Raw genomic sequence first — 16,503 nt, 5'->3', positions numbered from 1 at the left:
AATCATGTCATCCCTTCGGGATTTTCCCGTCTGCCCGTTTTCCCTATCGGCTCCTGACTATTCTGAGAAAATATTCTCTCTCACCATCCGTTTCGCTGAATAGTTACTAAATTTAAACAAATCTCCAGTTGAGTTTGCAATTCATATAAAGAGCCGAAGGCTATCTGTAAAAAACGAGTATAGTCATTTGTAGAATATCTGCCATATCCTTCTGCAATATTGTCCGGTATTGATATTGCACTCCTTCTTATTTGCGATACCAATCCATAAAACTCTGCTTTTGGGAGCAATCTTGTTGTCGAATAAACATTAGTTACCAACACCATTGATTTTTGCCATACAACGAGATCCCTATAGTTTCTCAATTTCATTGTCCCTTCTTAACTTTGTGCCTTTGTCTCTATTAATTATCACTTCCAGATAAAAGGCGGATAATTATCCATATCCCCGCGTAAATAGCGGGCCATGAGCAATGCCTGTGTATGAAAGAGCAGGCCAATGGTCACCTTCTCATTTAAAAAAGGATGCACTATCTCTTCCTGCTTCCGCTTTTGATAGGCAACCAGGACGGCCTTTCTGGTGTCATCATCCATCCACACTGCGCCCGACTCTTTTTTCTGAAATCCTTTCGCCTGTACCTGACAGAGATTGATCAGAGAAAGCGTCAGTCTATCGGCAATGAAGGGACGAAATTCTTCCATCAGGTCAAGCGCCAATCCATATCTGCCGGGTCTGTCCCTGTGCAGGAAGCCGACGGCAGGGTCAAGACCCACCGTCTCAAGGGCAGAGCGCACGTCATGCATCAGAAGGGTATACAAAAAAGAGAGCAGGCAGTTTACCTTATCCAGCGGCGGTCTCCTGTTTCTTTCCTGAAAGATAAAATCATTCTTTTGTGAGGTGATCAAATGATTAAAGACCTCAAAGTAGACATTTGCAGACTCGCCCTCTATACCGCGTAAAATATCGAGGGTGTCTTCAGTCTGCAATCTCCTCATTGAAAGTGCAAGCCTCTGGGATGCCTGCGAAATCGCATCCGCATCAACCTTCTCTGCATGGTCTCTCAATGCGCGCTGAAGCACCGTGCGGCAGTTGGCAATCTTGCCGGTCAATATTGCACGCGCTATGATGGCAGAGGTTTGTGTGTCGTCTGCCCTGCGGTACTGCTCACGCCTCAAAAGCACGTTACCCGATACAGGCCCCTGCACCTTTGCAAGAAAATCGTCATATTCTGTCAGAAAGCTGATTGCCACCCCATTCTCCGCGCAGAATCCCATTAAGTAAGGGCTGCACGACACCTGCCCGAAGCAGACGATCCCGCCGAGGGTATGCACCGGAATGGTCAGGCCGACCTGACCGTCAACCTTCACCACTACCGTTTCTCCCTCTTTAGCAAGATACGCCCCCTGCGTTGTCACGAATAGTGTATTCAGGTGTTTTTTCATGCTTTTGCCCTATCTTTTTCTTCTTTCTGAGCGCACCCGGTAGAGCCTCTCCGTAAATCCGCCCTCTTTCAGAAATGCTTTTTCCAGTGCCCGCAGTTGTTGGTCAAGCAGGTAGTTTGCCTGATGAATCAGGCAGATCATGGTGTTTGCCGCCACTTCTGGAGGCGAAGCCTCAACATGGGTCTTATAAGTCTCATAAGACCTATTCTTACAGTGCGCAAGTTTGCGCACTGCGAGTGCCTGCTCATGCTCTTTTCCCCAGAGCGGCAGCCTGCGCTGCCGCAAAAAGTCCTGAAAATCAAGGAGCAATTCTTCTAGGCTTGCCCGCGCCACGCCGATAAGCTTTAGTTCGGTTTTTTTGGATGTGCCTGATGCCATACTGCCTTCGGCGATGTTTTGTTTGCCGCTGCGCGCCGCCTGCACCATCTGGTCGTGGGTGCGTGAACGACGGTCAATGAAACGATCGCAAAATACTATCGTGGCATCATAAACAATCTCTGACATCTGGTAAGACTGTAGCTCCCGATACCCGCCATGTGGCGGGATAAGTTGGGAGGAGTCTTTTGGGTCAGTCATTTGTCACCTCCTCTTTTGTCTCTGATGAGGAATCCATCGCCCTCATCAGATAATTACTTACCCTGCTGCTCGCCTTTGGAAGGCATATATTTAACAACGAACAAAGCTTGCACTTCTTTGAATATTCAGCCTTTGGGGTAACACCTGATTCAATAAGCCCATGCACCTTTCTTGCTGCCTCTTCTGTCTCCATCCTCAAGGACTTGTCAACAACCACATCCTCCCTGCGCCTCGTCTGTCCGTAAAACAGCGCCCCTTCCCTGATTTCAACATTCAGCATCTCTTCGAGGCAGATAGCCTGGGCGCAAAGCTGCACCCTATCACAGTTATCCATCTTGGACTTCCCGCGTTTGTATTCCACAGGGAAAGGCAGCCACGCCCCGTCATCCATCTTGTGAAACTCCACCACATCCGCCTTGCCGATCAAACCAAGCCTGAGTGAGCGCAGCGGCACGCCGTAATCAATGCGCACCTTCCCCCTCACTTCACGGTTTGCCGTGTCAACCTTGTCATGCATAATCCTGCCCTCGGCAGTAAAGAGATTCTCGCTCCAGAGTTGCTCAATGTGAATCAGGGCGCACTGCCTTTCGCAGAACACAAAGTGCTGTAAGGAAGAGAGTTGGATTAAATCATCCTCAGAATAATTCAAGACTTCTTTCCCTCATTACGCATTTGTGAGCGCGTACGATAGAGTCTTTCCGTAAAGCCGCCTTCCTTCAAAAACTGTTGTCCAAGGCTCTTAAGCTGCCGTCCAAGAAGATAACTTGCCTGATTGATCAGGCAAATCAGCGTGTTCGCCGCAACCTCAGGCGAAGCAGTTTTTAAAAAATAAGGATCAGACTTGTCCGACAGGTCTGACCTGTCAGACTGATATTTCTTCCTCACTGCCAGCGCCTCGGGTGAATCCTTAGCCCAGAGGCGCAGTCCCTTTTGGCGAAGAAACGCCTGATAATCCAGCAGCAATTCTTCGAGGCTTGCGCGTGCAACGCCTGTCAGTTTCAACTCCATCTTTTTTGAAGTTGCAGAGGCCATGCTCCCTTCTGCAACGTTCTGAACGCCGCTTCGAGCAGCCTGCACCATCTGATCATGCGTCCGCGACTTTATGTCTATGAAGCGGCCGCAAAATACCACAGTACCATCATAGACGATTTCCGCAGTCTGATAAGATTTCAGATTGCGGTACCCGCCGTGGGGTGGGATAAGCTGGGAAAAGTCCTTTGAGTCAGTCATAGTGTGTTGCCTCTTTTAAAGTTTAACCTCTATAGCCACTTTGCTTACATTATTTTCACTCTTGCCAGCTATTTCATCGACTTCGCTTTGAGTTGGGACGGTAATTGTGTAATTACTAAAATCCCTCACAGGATTGGTCGTTGCCTCTGCTTTAACCAAATCAAACAGCTTGTGTGCTGAGGCATTGCCCATTGCAGATTCGTGCTTAAAGACTATCAGCTTTCTGGTTGCCATCTGTCCGCGTGCTGCCGAGCGGTCATGCTCAAACATATCAACGAGCGCCTTCCAGAATAAGTCCAAGTCATTTTGATTGAATCCTGTCTGTGCTGCAAATGGAGCAGAGATAAAACCATGACTGCGATAGAGACCGTAAGGGATGGTAAATTTTCTACCTTGAATGCCAATTTGTTCTTCGATTGACTTATCCTCAGAACGAGCGGCACAAACAGTCAACGAATGTTCAAGGGGAACTACTTGATCAACAGAGCGAGCAAAAGTTATTTGTATCGGACCTCTAACCTGTCCAGCATTTGCACCTGTACTCAGAACGGCTCCAAAAGTTCTAATATCATAGTAAGTCCGACACATATACTGCCTTCCTTTCTCAATTTCTCCACCTTGAGCTCCGCCTTTGGTCTTACGCTTCTCTCCATCTTTTTTATCTATAGGTGGTTCATTAAGATTAATACCTAATGCCTCATATCCTTCTCTAATATATTTGTTAAGTATTGCTCTTTCTTTTATAAAAATATCATATCCATTTGTACCCCCTTTTTCGAGTTGCACATAGTTCCTCACCTTGCGCTTTATACACACATCGGTAACAAGCCCATGTCCTGTTTCGGGGTCAACACGAGGAAGATTGCCTGCATCGGGGTCTCCGTTTGGGTTACCGTCTTTGACATCAAAAAATAATACAAAGTCATAGCGGTTGTTGATTGGATCGTTCATTTTCTATTCCTCCTTAAATTTGAAGTTGTTAGTTGTTATCTCTCTTTTTGAAAAAATCCTGCCTCTGGTGATAGTATCCGACAGCAAAACGCCCCTGATCATCGAGGCTGAGATGGGCAGGAAAGTCTTTAACGTCATCAACGATTTCTCCAAGAAGTTTCTCAAAGTTAACGGCACGTCCTTTATTTTCAAGCTTTGCAATGTGGTGGTTTTTTAATTTCATCAAGTGCGAAAAGACCGTTACCGGTGTGCTTGAAGCGGAACTGTAAAATCTGTCACGGATGGTTGCATTTATTCCAGGACTTGCCTCCTCCTGAATCTTTTCGAGGGTTGCAAAGAGCCTGCCCAGCAGATACCCAGTGTTGGTGTTGCTTGTGTCTAATGCCATACGAATTTCCTCCTTTTCATTTTTATATCGTGCTTTTCTGACAAGTACGGCTTTTATCAAAGATGCTCGCTGATACGTTACTTCCTGTTCAGCCTTTGTCCTCCTTATAGCTGAAGATAAGAGTGTATTGGGATACGGTGTCCATGAAAGTATTGCCTTCATAAAATCACCTGCAAGGTTGGGCTGGATATTGTCTGATTTTCCTTGCACAGCAGTTGATACAAGGAGGCGGAAGAGAGACAGATACTCAGGCTGGTGGGGAGCGCGGTCAATGGCAATATCCGTAAAATGCTGCCTGATATTTTCTTCCACCTCAGCTATTGTCCCTGCATACCAAAATCTGATTGCTATCCGTGATGCGTTAGGTGATAAGCCCAGAACATAGAATTTTATACTGTTATCGAGAACTGGCTTTGCCCCGGTTTCGGGAGATTTAAATAATGCCTTAATGGCTGCGTTGTCCTGATCAGAATCCTTTATTGCCGGTTCACCAAAAATGTCTGCAAACCAATCTTCAATTCCATGTCTCTTCTCCGCCCAGAAGACCGTACTTGCATCACCAACCTGAATCCTTTGCCTTGATCCTCTTACAAGTAGCGTATTTAATGCAGTTGTATAGGCAAATTCGATTTTCCTGCCAACTGGTGCATTATACCCTTGCTCTTTGCCAAAAGAGTTGAAGGCCGGGAGATTAAAGGAGACTACGTTTGCTCCCGAAGATTGCGATCCCCATACACCCTTTATTGCTGTATGAAGTCGAGCGGGAGAATCTTTATTGCCGGAGATAAGACAGACGCATTGGTCGTCGCTAACGATTGTGGTTGTTGAAGCGATCGCATCCTTAACTACCTTATGCTGACAGATAAGTTCCGTTTCTCCCTCAAGTTGAAATGTCACATTTGCACCGCTTTCCTCAATTTCTTGCCATTGAGGATGTGAAAAGAGCTTGTCATAATTTTTCTGTTTAAGAAAATGAATAACAGCAGCAACTCCTTCATCTGGTGGGCTATCAGTAAATATTTCAACGATTTTGTCGAGAAAACTTTTTTGTTGTTCTTTCGCTCTTTGGAACAGGTTTTCCATGTCCTTTTTTTTATCAGGCTTTGGTTTTCCGAAGATATATGCAGGGGTATCCCATAGAAGATTAGCAGCAATTCCGCTGCTTCTTTTTACAGCTTTCGGAACCATAAATGATCGTGCAGTCTTCTTTTTACCGTCACCGCTACGTGTATCGACCATGCTTAGAAAATTTCCCTGTCTATTCAAAACAACAATAAAGGGGATTTCTTGTTTTTGAAAGCCTTCATCTTCCACATCCGGAATCCTTTCATAATACTTCGCCAATGCTTGCAATATCATGATCTCACCTCCTTTTCATCAATAAGCATGCGACCTTTGTTGAGACCTGCCCGGAAGAATGATGGACGGCAATTGTCATTGCAGAAATGGGGAGTTCTGTTGTTATTGGCAGAGTCGTGCTGTATGTCGTAAAGCATCCAGCCGAGGTCACGGGTTTCTGGAATTGCCTCAGGCAGCGTCTTGCCGTTTGAAAACACCTCAAACTCTGCCGGAAATTCCCTGCATCCCAGATACGGACGGTGAAAGCACTGTCCCTTTTCTGCACGGCGAAGAAATATCTCTGTAAACTTTACAACCGTGTCCTCTGCGCCAGCCTTATCCGTTATTTCAAAATGTGCGTGAATAGTATATGCAACGTCCCTCAGTAACAATCCGGCGCGCTGTTGACGCTGGTCTTCAATAAATAGTCCCTTTGTTCTTGGTGACATTACAGAACCGACCTCGTTGCGGCGCACCGACTCCCACTTTATCGGGTACAGAACATCAATCTGTGTAACCTTCCAGCGGATGGCAGGCTTCCACAGAATTGCTTCAAGCACTCCGCGTGCAGCAGACGGTGTTATTACATCATACGAGACACGTTCTACCTTCATCTCCGGTCTCGTGAAGCAGGCATTCCTGCCCCACACTTTCAAACGAAACCCATTGCTTTTGACAGGTGAATCTCTCATTAACCCTCCTTTCGTTTATAAAATTTCCCTTGATCCTCTCTTTTTAGAGGGGGACTGCTAACACATTAAATCATCTGGCTCGTAAATCATGGATTTGTCAGGACAGAAGCCGAGTTCTGGATGATACATTACCCCGCCTTCCTGAACAAAAATACCAGGATATGCCTCGATAATAGCGCATTCTTTATAAAGCTTTGCATGAACATATTTAGGTAAATTTACAACGTATCTTTGAAGCTTCCGCATCAGCCATTTTTCTGGACCGAGTCTTTTCAGCATTTCTATTAATTGTGAACCCTCTTCATAGCGGACAATCACTGGCGCATACTGTGATTCATCAATCAGCTTAAATTTCCATGCCGCTGAAAGAAAGCTAAAGCGGAGTTCTCCATCAGGAGCAAGATCTTTCAAAATGTTGTATTTATCAAGATTATTTCCTTGAAGCCAGTACAGTTCTTTAAAGAACCTCTCAAATCTATCGGGCGAAAGCACATCCTCACTTTTATCAGCAAGCAGCCTCCGTCCTATTTCGGCAGCCTGTCTCAGGTATCCTGCTGGAATTTTACTTGGAGGAGTAAAGACGAAAACCTTACCTTTCTCAAGACGTCCTTCACGGTTGCATCTGCCGGCAGCCTGAGCAATTGAGTCAAGCCCTGCAATGGCGCGATATACGATGGGAAAATCAAAATCAACTCCGGCCTCTACAAGCTGTGTGCTTATGACGCGAGTAGGCATCTTGTCTTTAAGTCTCTGTTTGATTTGGCCAATAACTTTTGAACGATGTTCACCACACATAAGAGCGGAGAGATGGAATGTGTCTTCCCCTTTTCCAGGCATCATATCATACACGGTTCGGCAATCATCACGACGGTTAACGATGCATAAGACAGACGGATGTTGTGCAAGCTCTGACGTAAGGTCTTCCCAGGTAATCGGTGTCAAGAGATCGTCCGGAATATGAACTTCTACACGCTTGAAGATCTTATGAAGCAACAGAGGATTCTGAATAATCTCTATGGCATCCGCCAGTCCTTCAAACTGGTAATCAACAGACTTGTGCAGTGTAAATGCAGGCTGGGTCGCTGTGCTGAGAATAAATGTGACTTTGTAATTTTGATTCAGTTCTTTCATTACACGGAGAAGGGGATTAAGATATTCGGGAGGCAAAAGCTGCACTTCGTCTAAAACCACGACACTGTTTACGATATTATGGAGCTTGCGGCATCGACTCGAGCGGTTTGAAAAGAGCGACTCGAAAAATTGAACTGAGGTTGTGACAATAACCGTGGCGTCCCAATTTTCACATGCCAGCCTGCTTTTTACGGTCTCTCTGCTTTCGTCCGAAACATCAACGTTACTATGGTGCTCAACAACGGCATCATTGAATATTTCCCTGAACTGCTCTGCTGTCTGCTCAATAATGCTGGTATAGGGAATGACATAAATTATTCGCTTCTTATTGTGTTTCACGGCATGATTCAGCGCAAATGCCATTGAGGAAAGCGTCTTGCCTCCGCCTGTAGGAACTGTCAAGGTAAATATCGCTGGCTTATGAGACGACTTTTCTATACATTGCCTGAGAATCCCTGCTCTCTGCTTGTTAACAAAAGTATTATTAGCCTTTGCCTGTTTATCAACCATATAAGATTCAAAGAGCGGCAAAAGTTTGTTCAATGAAGGATAGTCTTTTCGTGTCTTTGCTTTTTCCGACTCAAGAAATGCCTCTGTGTCAAGGAAGTCCGCGTCAACAAGACAGGAATACAACATCCTTATCCATAATGCATGTCCTCCTTTTGTCATGAACTTTTGTTTTGGCAGAATTTGTTCAATGATACTGTGAGGGACATTTGAAAGAGGCAGGTCTTTGAGAAGTTTTACATTCTGAAGGCGATGTTCGAGGCTTTTTCTTCCGGCAGTATCCGTTAACCAATCGGCAAGTCCAGCATGATGCCCTGCGATAAGATAGCTGAAAATGCGTCCAGCTTTGTTAAATTTCTCAACTGCATGGATTGCCCCTGCTGTTGAATGATCCACTTTGCCGAGCTTCGTTTCTATATATGCCTCCGCAGAGGTAAGGAGCATCTTCTGAAAATCTTCCGAATACTTGCCAAAATCATGCCACAACCCGGCCAGATAAGCCCAGTCGCCTGAACCGAATTCATCGGCAAACTTTTTGGCGAGATTAGCCGTGTCGACAAGATGTTTCTCCAAGCGATGCCATTCATCAACAGGCTTTCCTTCAAAACTATGTGCATAATATTCTGTCATCTTAGACGATCCCTCATATCAGACCACAAACCCGCCGAATAAACCAAATCCACGGTACTGAATTTATTAACAAACATTTTGTCCTGGCTGACCGAATCTTTCGGGTGACCCTAAAAAATATTTCTGATCTTGTGAATTATCGGTATGAGTATACGGCCCTTTAACCATAAATAACCTCTTGATTGCCAGATCGGTAAATGCAGTTACTCTTTTTCTGAGGAAAGACGCTACGATTATTTTTCTAAAATGGTTACAGTCCTCCGTATGAGGCGGCATTCTACTACATATTGTGTATCTTAACAATAGATATGTTTGTCAATCCAAGCTTGCTGGGAATAGAATTTTGGAGGGTGTGTATATTTGCCTTTACCTTTTTCACGGCGGCACTTGTCAAACCGGTGATGGTGCCGTATCTGAAGTGGTCATTCCAGCAGCGATTGACCGTTCCTTTACGCCTGCAGCACAAGTCACATCCTGATCGGACGAAGACTCCTGGCTGAGGCAGAGATTTCGGAGCGATGAGGATTGTTACCCAGTCTCTGAAGGTTTAATTGAACTGTATCAGATTTTTTTTATTTAAGCGTGTTACCGGGTGGCACGGACAAACTTGTTTGTCCGTGTGATTTGTTCCCAATCCGTGCGTGTTCAGATAACATGGACAAACATGTTTGTCCATGCCACCCTGTCTGCAACCGGAGATTTAACTTAATAGGATATCCAATTCAAAGAATGGATTGAGTGTCTGGCGGCAGGAATAGATTATGCAGACATCTGCTTTACCTCTTCGATGCCAGAACACATCTTTGTCTGATCTGTCTGAAGTGCTCATACTTGCTGTGACTGACCGTTGCATTTACGCCTGCAGCACAAGTCACATCCTGATCGGACGAAGACTCCTGGCTGAGGCAGAGATTTCGGAGCGATGAGGATTGTTACCCAGTCTCTGAAGGTTTAATTGAACTGTATCAGATTTTTTTTATTTAAGCGTGTTACCGGGTGGCACGGACAAACTTGTTTGTCCGTGTGATTTGTTCCCAATCCGTGCGTGTTCAGATAACATGGACAAACATGTTTGTCCATGCCACCCTGTCTGCAACCGGAGATTTAACTTAATAGGATATCCAATTCAAAGAATGGATTGAGTGTCTGGCGACAGGAATAGAATACGCAGACATCTACTTCACCCCTTCGACACCGGAATACATCTTTAGCTGATCTGCAGGGTAGAGGCAGACAGGAGGGCTGTTTTGCGGTTGAAACCAGCAATACCCGTCGCTTTTGCACCGGTAGATTTTCAATTTGTCTCTTTTGAGATTGAACCGGTAACAACGCCCTGGCTCTTCCAGCCTCTCAGCGCTTCCATACCATATTGCTGTAATGTAGCTTCATCACTGACCAGTTCCCCGGTTGATCTGTCCGCCACAATCCTTCCCTTGTCCATTAGCACGCAGCGCTGTGTTACCTCAGAAATCAGATATAAGTCATGAGAGGCCACCATGATGGCTATTGGCAGACCTTTCAGATAGGTAATCAATCTGCGCCGGTTTCTGTGGTCAAGATCGTTTGCCGGTTCATCGAGAATCAGCAACTGCGGTTCCATGGCCATGGCAGCGGCCAAAGCAACACTCCGCTTCTGCCCGCCCGATAAGTGATGAGGAGGCCGACGGCTTACCTCGTTCAGATCAAAATAGGCCAGCCATCTTTCAACCGTTTCTTGTATCCTTTGTTTCTGCCATCCCAGATTTCTCGGACCGAAGGAAATTTCATCCCACACAGAAGAACAGAAGAGCTGGTCGTTTACCTGCTGAAACGTCAGCGCCACATGACGTCTGACTTCATTAATATTCTTATGCTCAGCGAGAGGACGGTCAAGCACTTCTATGCATCCAGAATGGGGTTTCAGCAGGCCGTTCAGATGCCAGAAGAAGGTAGTTTTACCCGCCCCGCTTGGCCCGATTACCCCAACTTTTTCCTGCTGATGAACGGATAACGAGAGATCAGATAGCGCCAGGTCACCATTTTGATAGCGAAAGGATACCTGGCGGGCACGAATTACACAGGACATTGTATATGACTCCAAACCACACAATACTTGTAAAGAGGAAAAGAAATGTCAAACTTCCGTAAGGCACTGCAACAACATCATTATCTTCAACAAGGAGAGGATACCTGCCGGAAAATCCGCGGGATTGCATAGCCCGTTCCACATTTTCAGCCTGTTCAAAACTCGATACCAGCAGACAGCCAATCCCGCCAGCCAGGTTATAAAGATGGAGTGGATGCACCCCCTTTTTCGCCCCACGTGAGGCCTGTGCGGCAAGCATCATCTTTAACCGTTCCGATAAGATCGGTAAAAATCGTGCCGTAAAAGCTATGATATGGACTAAAACCGGTGGAATCTTTAACTTTTCAAAAGTAAGCAAAATGCGCTCGAACCCAACCCAGGTAATCCAGAACGTACTCCATAACCACATGACCAACATCTTCGTTATCAGGGCAGGAGCAAGAGAACGCCCCTCCTTTGTCCAAAGCAAGGTTGCGCCCGTCAGAACAAAAAAGACCAATATCCCTTTGCAACGCCATGCCGTAATAAACATACTTCTTACGACTAACAATGCAAACAGGTTAATAATCACCAAGCAGATAAAAAGATTGAGAAGATTGTCAAGCAGCCCGAGCCCAATGAAAACCGACATAATTAATATTGTTCCCGGACGAGTTGAAGGCGGAGTTATACTCATTGCAGATTTCAGATTTTGGATTTTAGATTCAACAGTCGTTTCAAGATAATGCCGCTTCCCAAAAGAATGACAATTCCCATTGCAATACGGATGCTGAAATAATCAAAGAATCTCTTTGAAGTTCCTCGTGAAACTTCACTCCATGCGATCCGCGTAAGGTGTCCGCCCGGCGCTTCGACAATTACCAATTTGGGAACGCCATCAACGTCTTTTGGCAATACCCAAGTCCCTTTTTCGTCCAAGGTATCCCTGATAATCACAATACCATCTTCACCCACAACACTTACAACAGCGCCAGAGGCGGGTGACTGATCGTCGAAGCTGGCATGCAGCTTTTTTCCGTCAGAGGATACGAAAAGTCCATGGGCATATACCAGAGCGGGAAAGAACAAGAGGGTAATGAAGATATTTATAATCTTAAGAATGGTATTGTTAAAGGGTTGCACGAATAAACTTGTTTGCCTGTGATCTGATTTGAAAATCTGAGTCATGATGAAACCCCCAATAACTCTGGTTTTACTTTTTGAAGAAAATGCACAAGCCAATAACTGATGACAGCTTCCACGATTGCGACTGGGATATGTCCAACAAATACTAATTTAGCGAGAGGTATTAGGGCAGTGTTTGTTGTAGATAACGTCACATAAAGCAAAATCGCCGAAATCATTATGGTACTTCCGCCAATAAGTGACCCGATCCATGGACGTCTTTTGGGAGAGGCATGCTTTATCCAATGTCGTCCGATCACCCCCATAATGGCGCCCGGCAGGGCCATGATAACCACATTAACTCCCAAAACGGTCAGACCGCCGTAACTAATCAGGAGCGCCTGCAATAAAAGTCCTACCGTCACAATAGTTAGTGCTTCCCAGCCAAACAGCAGTCCAACCATGCCACTGAGCACAAGATGCATACTGAACGGTCCTACAGGGATATGAATCGTTGAACCTGCAAAAAAAGCCGCTGCAACCACGCCGTAAGCGCCTACCTGATCTGTGCGCAGGCGACGGACAGACACGGTCAATGCTGGAATTGCAATTGCCCACCCAATTCCAATAATATAGGGGGAGAGAACACCGTCGCTAATGTGCACGGAAAAACTTCCACGGGAAAAATCTGCCGACACACTTACCCCTCAGGTTCATATAATCTCCTTCCCTGTTGTTGCCATGGCAAATCCCCCGTGTTTTACTCCTTTAGTCGATTTTAATTTTCCGTATAATTCTTTGATTTTCTTCGGCATCCCTTTTATCACGATAATCTCCAGGCAATTGTCATCATCCAGATGGATATGCTGAGTTGATAGGATCGTATTGTGGTAGTCATGTTGAATATCGATAAGAAGATTAACCAGCTCTCTTTTGTGATGGTTGTAAACAAGGGTAATTGAGCCAGCCACCTCTTTATCCTCCTGCCATTCCTTTTTCACTAAATCATCACGAATAAGGTCACGTATCGCTTCAGAGCGGTTGGTGTAGTTTTTTTCTTTTATGCACGCATCAAATCTCTTGAGCAGTTCCTTCTCCAGAGAGACGCCGAATCTTACTAAGCTGGACATATTATTCCTCGATTTGTTAGTGTTACGTTCTTATAAATTATATGCCTGTTACACTCTGTGTCAAGCACATTCTGATTTCATACGGAGGTAATCCTGAATGCCTGAAGCATGGTTCGTTAGGACTCCAGGCGTCCGGGACATTCCATAGTCTCATGTTATCCAAAACGTTAATGTGCATCCAGCGCCAGTGGCATCCGGATCTCGCCATTTAATGCCGATGCCTTTGTGTTAACGTCAAGGAGGAAGACACGAGGTTCTGCTATTCCACCCTGATGAACCATAAAATCTTTAATGGATTCTGCGCGTTTACGCGCAAGTGTACGCAGATCATCTTCAGATACCGGGTATTTCTCAATCAGCCGTTTTCTGGCTGCTTCTGCTACCGCAGCCTTATATACGTCCCGGGGTAGCTTTATACCTTGCGCATCAGTTGGCGATACCAAATCGCGGGGATCGTCTTTTTTAAACGTCTCGCGGTAGAGCTTGTGCAGACGTTTTTGCTCTTCTTCGGTAAGAGTACCTTCAGATGCGGCATCCTTTTGTGCGCGAATGCCTGCCATAATCGCCTGCTCCGCAATGGCCTGACGGTCGGCAGCCTCCACAGCCGTACCGCGTAAATCAAGCCTGAGTTGCGGCCTGTTGGCAAGCGCTTTTGCAAGCCGGGAGAGTTTTGCCTGCTGCTCCTGGCTCAGGGAATCGGAACCGGGGGCAAAACTTACAAAGCTCAATTCCTCACCTTCACTTCCCACCAAAGCCCCAAGCATTTTAAACGGAGCTGTTGCAGCCTTAACGATAAGATTAACTAATGTTTTAAGAATCAAAGGGCCAAAACGAAACTTGGGATCATTTAAATCGCCACGCACCGGGAGATTGATATCGATTATGCCCCGGGAATCCTTGAGTATAGCAATTGCAAGCCGGACGGGCAATTTCGTGACATCCGGGCCGTCCACCTTTTCGCCAAGAGTAAACTGGTCCATAACGATATGGTTTTCGCCGATCAAAATTTTTTCAGAAAGCTTATAATGCAATCCAAGGGTAAGTTTTCCTTTTTCTATTTTATACCCGGCAAATTTCCCTGAATAGGAAGAGAATGTTGTTAGTTCAATCCCCTGGAAATTCATGTTAATGTCAGTAAAAGCCTGGTCGCTGAGCGGGTTAATCTTTCCCTGAATAGTAACAGGGGCATATTTGTCGACATAACCTTTCAAATTGATTTCGGCGCGTGCAAGCTGTTCCGACGAGAGACCCTTTATCGTACCATTCAGGTCCTGAATACCCGTAGCAAAACGGGGTGTGAGAGAATGATCTGCAAAGTTCATGGAACTGTCTGTTACGCTTACCTGGCCAATCTGTACGGACAACCGGTGGGCTGCGGTCCCCCGGCTCTCCGATTTTTCCGGCAATGGTTCTGCGCTCACAAGGATATGTTGTACATTGGCTGTACGATCAGGGCCAATAATAATATCGGTATAGAGACCGCGGGCGATAATTTCATTGATCGTAAGCAAGTCCGGACTGTTTTGGTATTGTACCTGCTGTAAATCAAGGCGTTCACACCGAAGAATATCCCCGGCAAGGACGGGGTCCGTGATGCGGGCGGATTCAATTGCAATATCGCCTTGAAAATGGATGTCTGGTGAACCGCCGGCTTGTGAATAGTTGATGTGACCGTTCGTTGTTACCGCGCCATCCTCAATTACAAGCCTGACATATCGTTCACAATAAGGTTGAAATGGCTTGATCAGCACTTTGGAGAGTTCTACATTTAAATCAACTGCAGGATGGTCTATTGCTCCATTTCCGGCGATGGTAATCATGCCTGTCTGATTGAAACCCGCCTCTAATTCAATGCGTGCCAGACCAGGTGCGCCAATCTGAACATCTTCCAGTTTCATATTGATCGGGGATAAATCAAGATTTGCCACAGGTTTTGTGCTATGGTCTTTCATATGAAGTGCATAATCTGCGATCTCAATTTTACCGATGCTGAAAACCCAGCCAGTAGATGGATTTGGATCTGACGGTAGTGTCTTATCTTCCTCTTTACCAGGTTTTGGCCGAAACAGGGCAAAAAGATTCATACTTCCATCTTCATCCCGCACCGCATTAATTGTAGTTGAACCACTTTGAACATGATTTACTTTTACACTTTTTTTCCTGAAATCAATGTCGGTGCCACTCATAATAAGGTGCGGCAAGGCAATAATTTCCTCATCGCTCCCCTTCTCAGCAACGGTAAGAGAACGAACGTCTATCTTACCCTGTTGTACCAGAATATCCGGTGTTTCACCGGTAGCATCGAATTCGTAATCTCCGCTGATATCCAATTCACCACGTGTTATTTTAAAATTAAGCTGATCCTGCAGATAGGACCACAGACTCCTCAGCTTAATTCCGGAAAGCTCCAGCCTGCCTTTTGAGTACAGTGGTGACATACTGATATTACCGCGATATTTCAGCGCTTCACCATGGCCTGTGATGGCTTCGAATTCATACAGTCCTTCACGGTTAGGTCGAGTCGTAAAATTCTGGAATGAGATGCTTACATCATTTATCTCTTCCCTGAAAGGAGTTGTCCGGCTATAGTCCTCGAAGATGGTTTGTCCGTGATCGATGATAAGACGTTGGATCAGAAGCGGCACCAAAGATCGCTGTTGTGTCTTGCTCTTATCGTTCGTGGATGGCAAAAGGTCCTGAAAATTGAATGTTTTGTCCTTTCGTATCTTAACGCATATATAGGGAGCCGTCAGCCGAAGCTGGGCAAAGGTATATGTCCAGCGAAACAGGGAACTTGTCTGAAAATTGATGTAGAGCTCATCGAAACCAATGAACCGGCTGCCATCGGGATCATAGATCGAAAGTTTTTGTAGGGTAGTTGACAGCGAAAATGGATTGATGCGCAGTCTATTGAGTTCAACGTTGCGTCCGGTACGCTCCGAAAGTGTCTTTATCAACCGGGTCTTTACCAGCGGCGGTAATGCCAAAAAGCCGATTCCTGCATAAAGGGCAATTAAAATGCTGACGATTGCTGTAATCCGCGATGGCCATGACCACAAAGCAAGGGTACGGCCAACGCGAAAGTAGGACTTGATATGTAACACAATTTTCTCCTTACAGGTTTTACATCTCATCTATATTACTTTCTTCCATTTATACATCAATACGAATTTTATGATTTTTATAATAAGAAAATCTGTAACTATTCAGCGTACTTTCGCTCACAAATACTATGAGTGAACAAAATATTGATTCTGTAATCCCGAAGGGATGTCATTATTATAGCATATCGTTATGCAATGACGGTTAACCCTGTAGA

The 16,503-nt window shown here is 45.4% G+C and carries 15 protein-coding genes; all 15 read right to left on the bottom strand.

The window, feature by feature from the left end:
• Positions 1 to 80 precede the first annotated feature (80 nt).
• Positions 81 to 371 (bottom strand): four helix bundle protein, encoded by a 291-nt coding sequence (locus tag BIY37_RS14315; RefSeq protein WP_070066844.1) that lies wholly within the window; start codon positions 369 to 371, stop codon positions 81 to 83.
• Positions 372 to 410: 39 nt separating this feature from the next.
• On the bottom strand, positions 411 to 1,442 hold the full coding sequence (cas1c, locus tag BIY37_RS05535; RefSeq protein ID WP_070066843.1) for a type I-C CRISPR-associated endonuclease Cas1c: 1,032 nt from the start codon (positions 1,440 to 1,442) through the stop codon (positions 411 to 413).
• A 9-nt stretch (positions 1,443 to 1,451) separates the two neighbouring features.
• Positions 1,452 to 2,018: a four helix bundle suffix domain-containing protein gene (locus BIY37_RS05530; RefSeq protein WP_070066842.1), complete on the bottom strand. Its 567-nt coding sequence runs from the start codon at positions 2,016 to 2,018 to the stop codon at positions 1,452 to 1,454.
• The gene (gene cas4, locus BIY37_RS05525) at positions 2,011 to 2,667 is read right to left on the bottom strand and encodes a CRISPR-associated protein Cas4 (RefSeq protein ID WP_070066841.1); all 657 of its coding nucleotides are present in this window, start codon (positions 2,665 to 2,667) and stop codon (positions 2,011 to 2,013) included. Before cas4 ends, BIY37_RS05530 begins: the two co-directional genes overlap by 8 nt.
• Positions 2,664 to 3,248, bottom strand: coding sequence for a four helix bundle suffix domain-containing protein (locus tag BIY37_RS05520; protein WP_070066840.1), 585 nt, complete (start codon positions 3,246 to 3,248; stop codon positions 2,664 to 2,666). The genes cas4 and BIY37_RS05520 overlap by 4 nt, the downstream gene beginning before the upstream one ends.
• 15 nt (positions 3,249 to 3,263) lie before the next feature.
• Positions 3,264 to 4,199, bottom strand: coding sequence for a type I-C CRISPR-associated protein Cas7/Csd2 (gene cas7c, locus BIY37_RS05515; protein WP_070066839.1), 936 nt, complete (start codon positions 4,197 to 4,199; stop codon positions 3,264 to 3,266).
• Positions 4,200 to 4,227: 28 nt separating this feature from the next.
• A complete protein-coding gene (gene cas8c, locus BIY37_RS05510) occupies positions 4,228 to 5,946 on the bottom strand; it encodes a type I-C CRISPR-associated protein Cas8c/Csd1 (RefSeq protein WP_070066838.1) in 1,719 nt (572 codons plus the stop codon).
• Positions 5,943 to 6,617 (bottom strand): type I-C CRISPR-associated protein Cas5c, encoded by a 675-nt coding sequence (cas5c, locus tag BIY37_RS05505; protein WP_070066837.1) that lies wholly within the window; start codon positions 6,615 to 6,617, stop codon positions 5,943 to 5,945. Before cas5c ends, cas8c begins: the two co-directional genes overlap by 4 nt.
• A gap of 57 nt (positions 6,618 to 6,674) precedes the next feature.
• Positions 6,675 to 8,885, bottom strand: a complete 2,211-nt coding sequence (locus BIY37_RS05500) for a CRISPR-associated helicase/endonuclease Cas3 (protein WP_070066836.1) — start codon at positions 8,883 to 8,885, stop codon at positions 6,675 to 6,677.
• A gap of 1,294 nt (positions 8,886 to 10,179) precedes the next feature.
• A complete protein-coding gene (locus BIY37_RS05495; RefSeq protein WP_070066834.1) occupies positions 10,180 to 10,950 on the bottom strand; it encodes an energy-coupling factor ABC transporter ATP-binding protein in 771 nt (256 codons plus the stop codon).
• The gene (locus BIY37_RS05490; protein WP_080324878.1) at positions 10,898 to 11,626 is read right to left on the bottom strand and encodes an energy-coupling factor transporter transmembrane component T family protein; all 729 of its coding nucleotides are present in this window, start codon (positions 11,624 to 11,626) and stop codon (positions 10,898 to 10,900) included. Before BIY37_RS05490 ends, BIY37_RS05495 begins: the two co-directional genes overlap by 53 nt.
• Before the next feature lie 8 nt (positions 11,627 to 11,634).
• Positions 11,635 to 12,117: a hypothetical protein gene (locus tag BIY37_RS05485; RefSeq protein WP_070066832.1), complete on the bottom strand. Its 483-nt coding sequence runs from the start codon at positions 12,115 to 12,117 to the stop codon at positions 11,635 to 11,637.
• Positions 12,114 to 12,752, bottom strand: coding sequence for a cobalt transporter CbiM (gene cbiM, locus BIY37_RS05480; RefSeq protein WP_080324877.1), 639 nt, complete (start codon positions 12,750 to 12,752; stop codon positions 12,114 to 12,116). The genes BIY37_RS05485 and cbiM overlap by 4 nt, the downstream gene beginning before the upstream one ends.
• A gap of 15 nt (positions 12,753 to 12,767) precedes the next feature.
• Positions 12,768 to 13,184 carry a nickel-responsive transcriptional regulator NikR gene (gene nikR / locus BIY37_RS05475; RefSeq protein ID WP_070066831.1) on the bottom strand — a complete coding sequence of 139 codons (417 nt, stop codon included), beginning with the start codon at positions 13,182 to 13,184 and terminating at the stop codon, positions 12,768 to 12,770.
• Between the two features lie 167 nt (positions 13,185 to 13,351).
• Positions 13,352 to 16,288: a DUF748 domain-containing protein gene (locus BIY37_RS05470; protein ID WP_179129298.1), complete on the bottom strand. Its 2,937-nt coding sequence runs from the start codon at positions 16,286 to 16,288 to the stop codon at positions 13,352 to 13,354.
• Between the last annotated feature and the right edge of the window lie 215 nt (positions 16,289 to 16,503).

This window comes from Candidatus Brocadia sapporoensis (assembly GCF_001753675.2).
Taxonomy (GTDB): Bacteria; Planctomycetota; Brocadiia; order Brocadiales; family Brocadiaceae; genus Brocadia; species Brocadia sapporoensis.
Note: the sequence above shows the minus strand (reverse complement) of the source record. Positions and strands in the feature narration are given on the sequence as shown.

Bases quoted from the DNA above. Each gene is read 5' to 3' on its own strand.
- BIY37_RS14315 (WP_070066844.1), bottom strand. From the start codon at position 371: ATGAAATTGAGAAACTATAGGGATCTCGTTGTATGGCAAAAATCAATG.
- cas1c (WP_070066843.1), bottom strand. From the start codon at position 1,442: ATGAAAAAACACCTGAATACACTATTCGTGACAACGCAGGGGGCGTAT.
- BIY37_RS05530 (WP_070066842.1), bottom strand. From the start codon at position 2,018: ATGACTGACCCAAAAGACTCCTCCCAACTTATCCCGCCACATGGCGGG.
- BIY37_RS05520 (WP_070066840.1), bottom strand. From the start codon at position 3,248: ATGACTGACTCAAAGGACTTTTCCCAGCTTATCCCACCCCACGGCGGG.
- cas7c (WP_070066839.1), bottom strand. From the start codon at position 4,199: ATGAACGATCCAATCAACAACCGCTATGACTTTGTATTATTTTTTGAT.
- cas8c (WP_070066838.1), bottom strand. From the start codon at position 5,946: ATGATATTGCAAGCATTGGCGAAGTATTATGAAAGGATTCCGGATGTG.
- cas5c (WP_070066837.1), bottom strand. From the start codon at position 6,617: ATGAGAGATTCACCTGTCAAAAGCAATGGGTTTCGTTTGAAAGTGTGG.
- BIY37_RS05500 (WP_070066836.1), bottom strand. From the start codon at position 8,885: ATGACAGAATATTATGCACATAGTTTTGAAGGAAAGCCTGTTGATGAA.
- BIY37_RS05495 (WP_070066834.1), bottom strand. From the start codon at position 10,950: ATGTCCTGTGTAATTCGTGCCCGCCAGGTATCCTTTCGCTATCAAAAT.
- BIY37_RS05490 (WP_080324878.1), bottom strand. From the start codon at position 11,626: ATGAGTATAACTCCGCCTTCAACTCGTCCGGGAACAATATTAATTATG.
- BIY37_RS05485 (WP_070066832.1), bottom strand. From the start codon at position 12,117: ATGACTCAGATTTTCAAATCAGATCACAGGCAAACAAGTTTATTCGTG.
- nikR (WP_070066831.1), bottom strand. From the start codon at position 13,184: ATGTCCAGCTTAGTAAGATTCGGCGTCTCTCTGGAGAAGGAACTGCTC.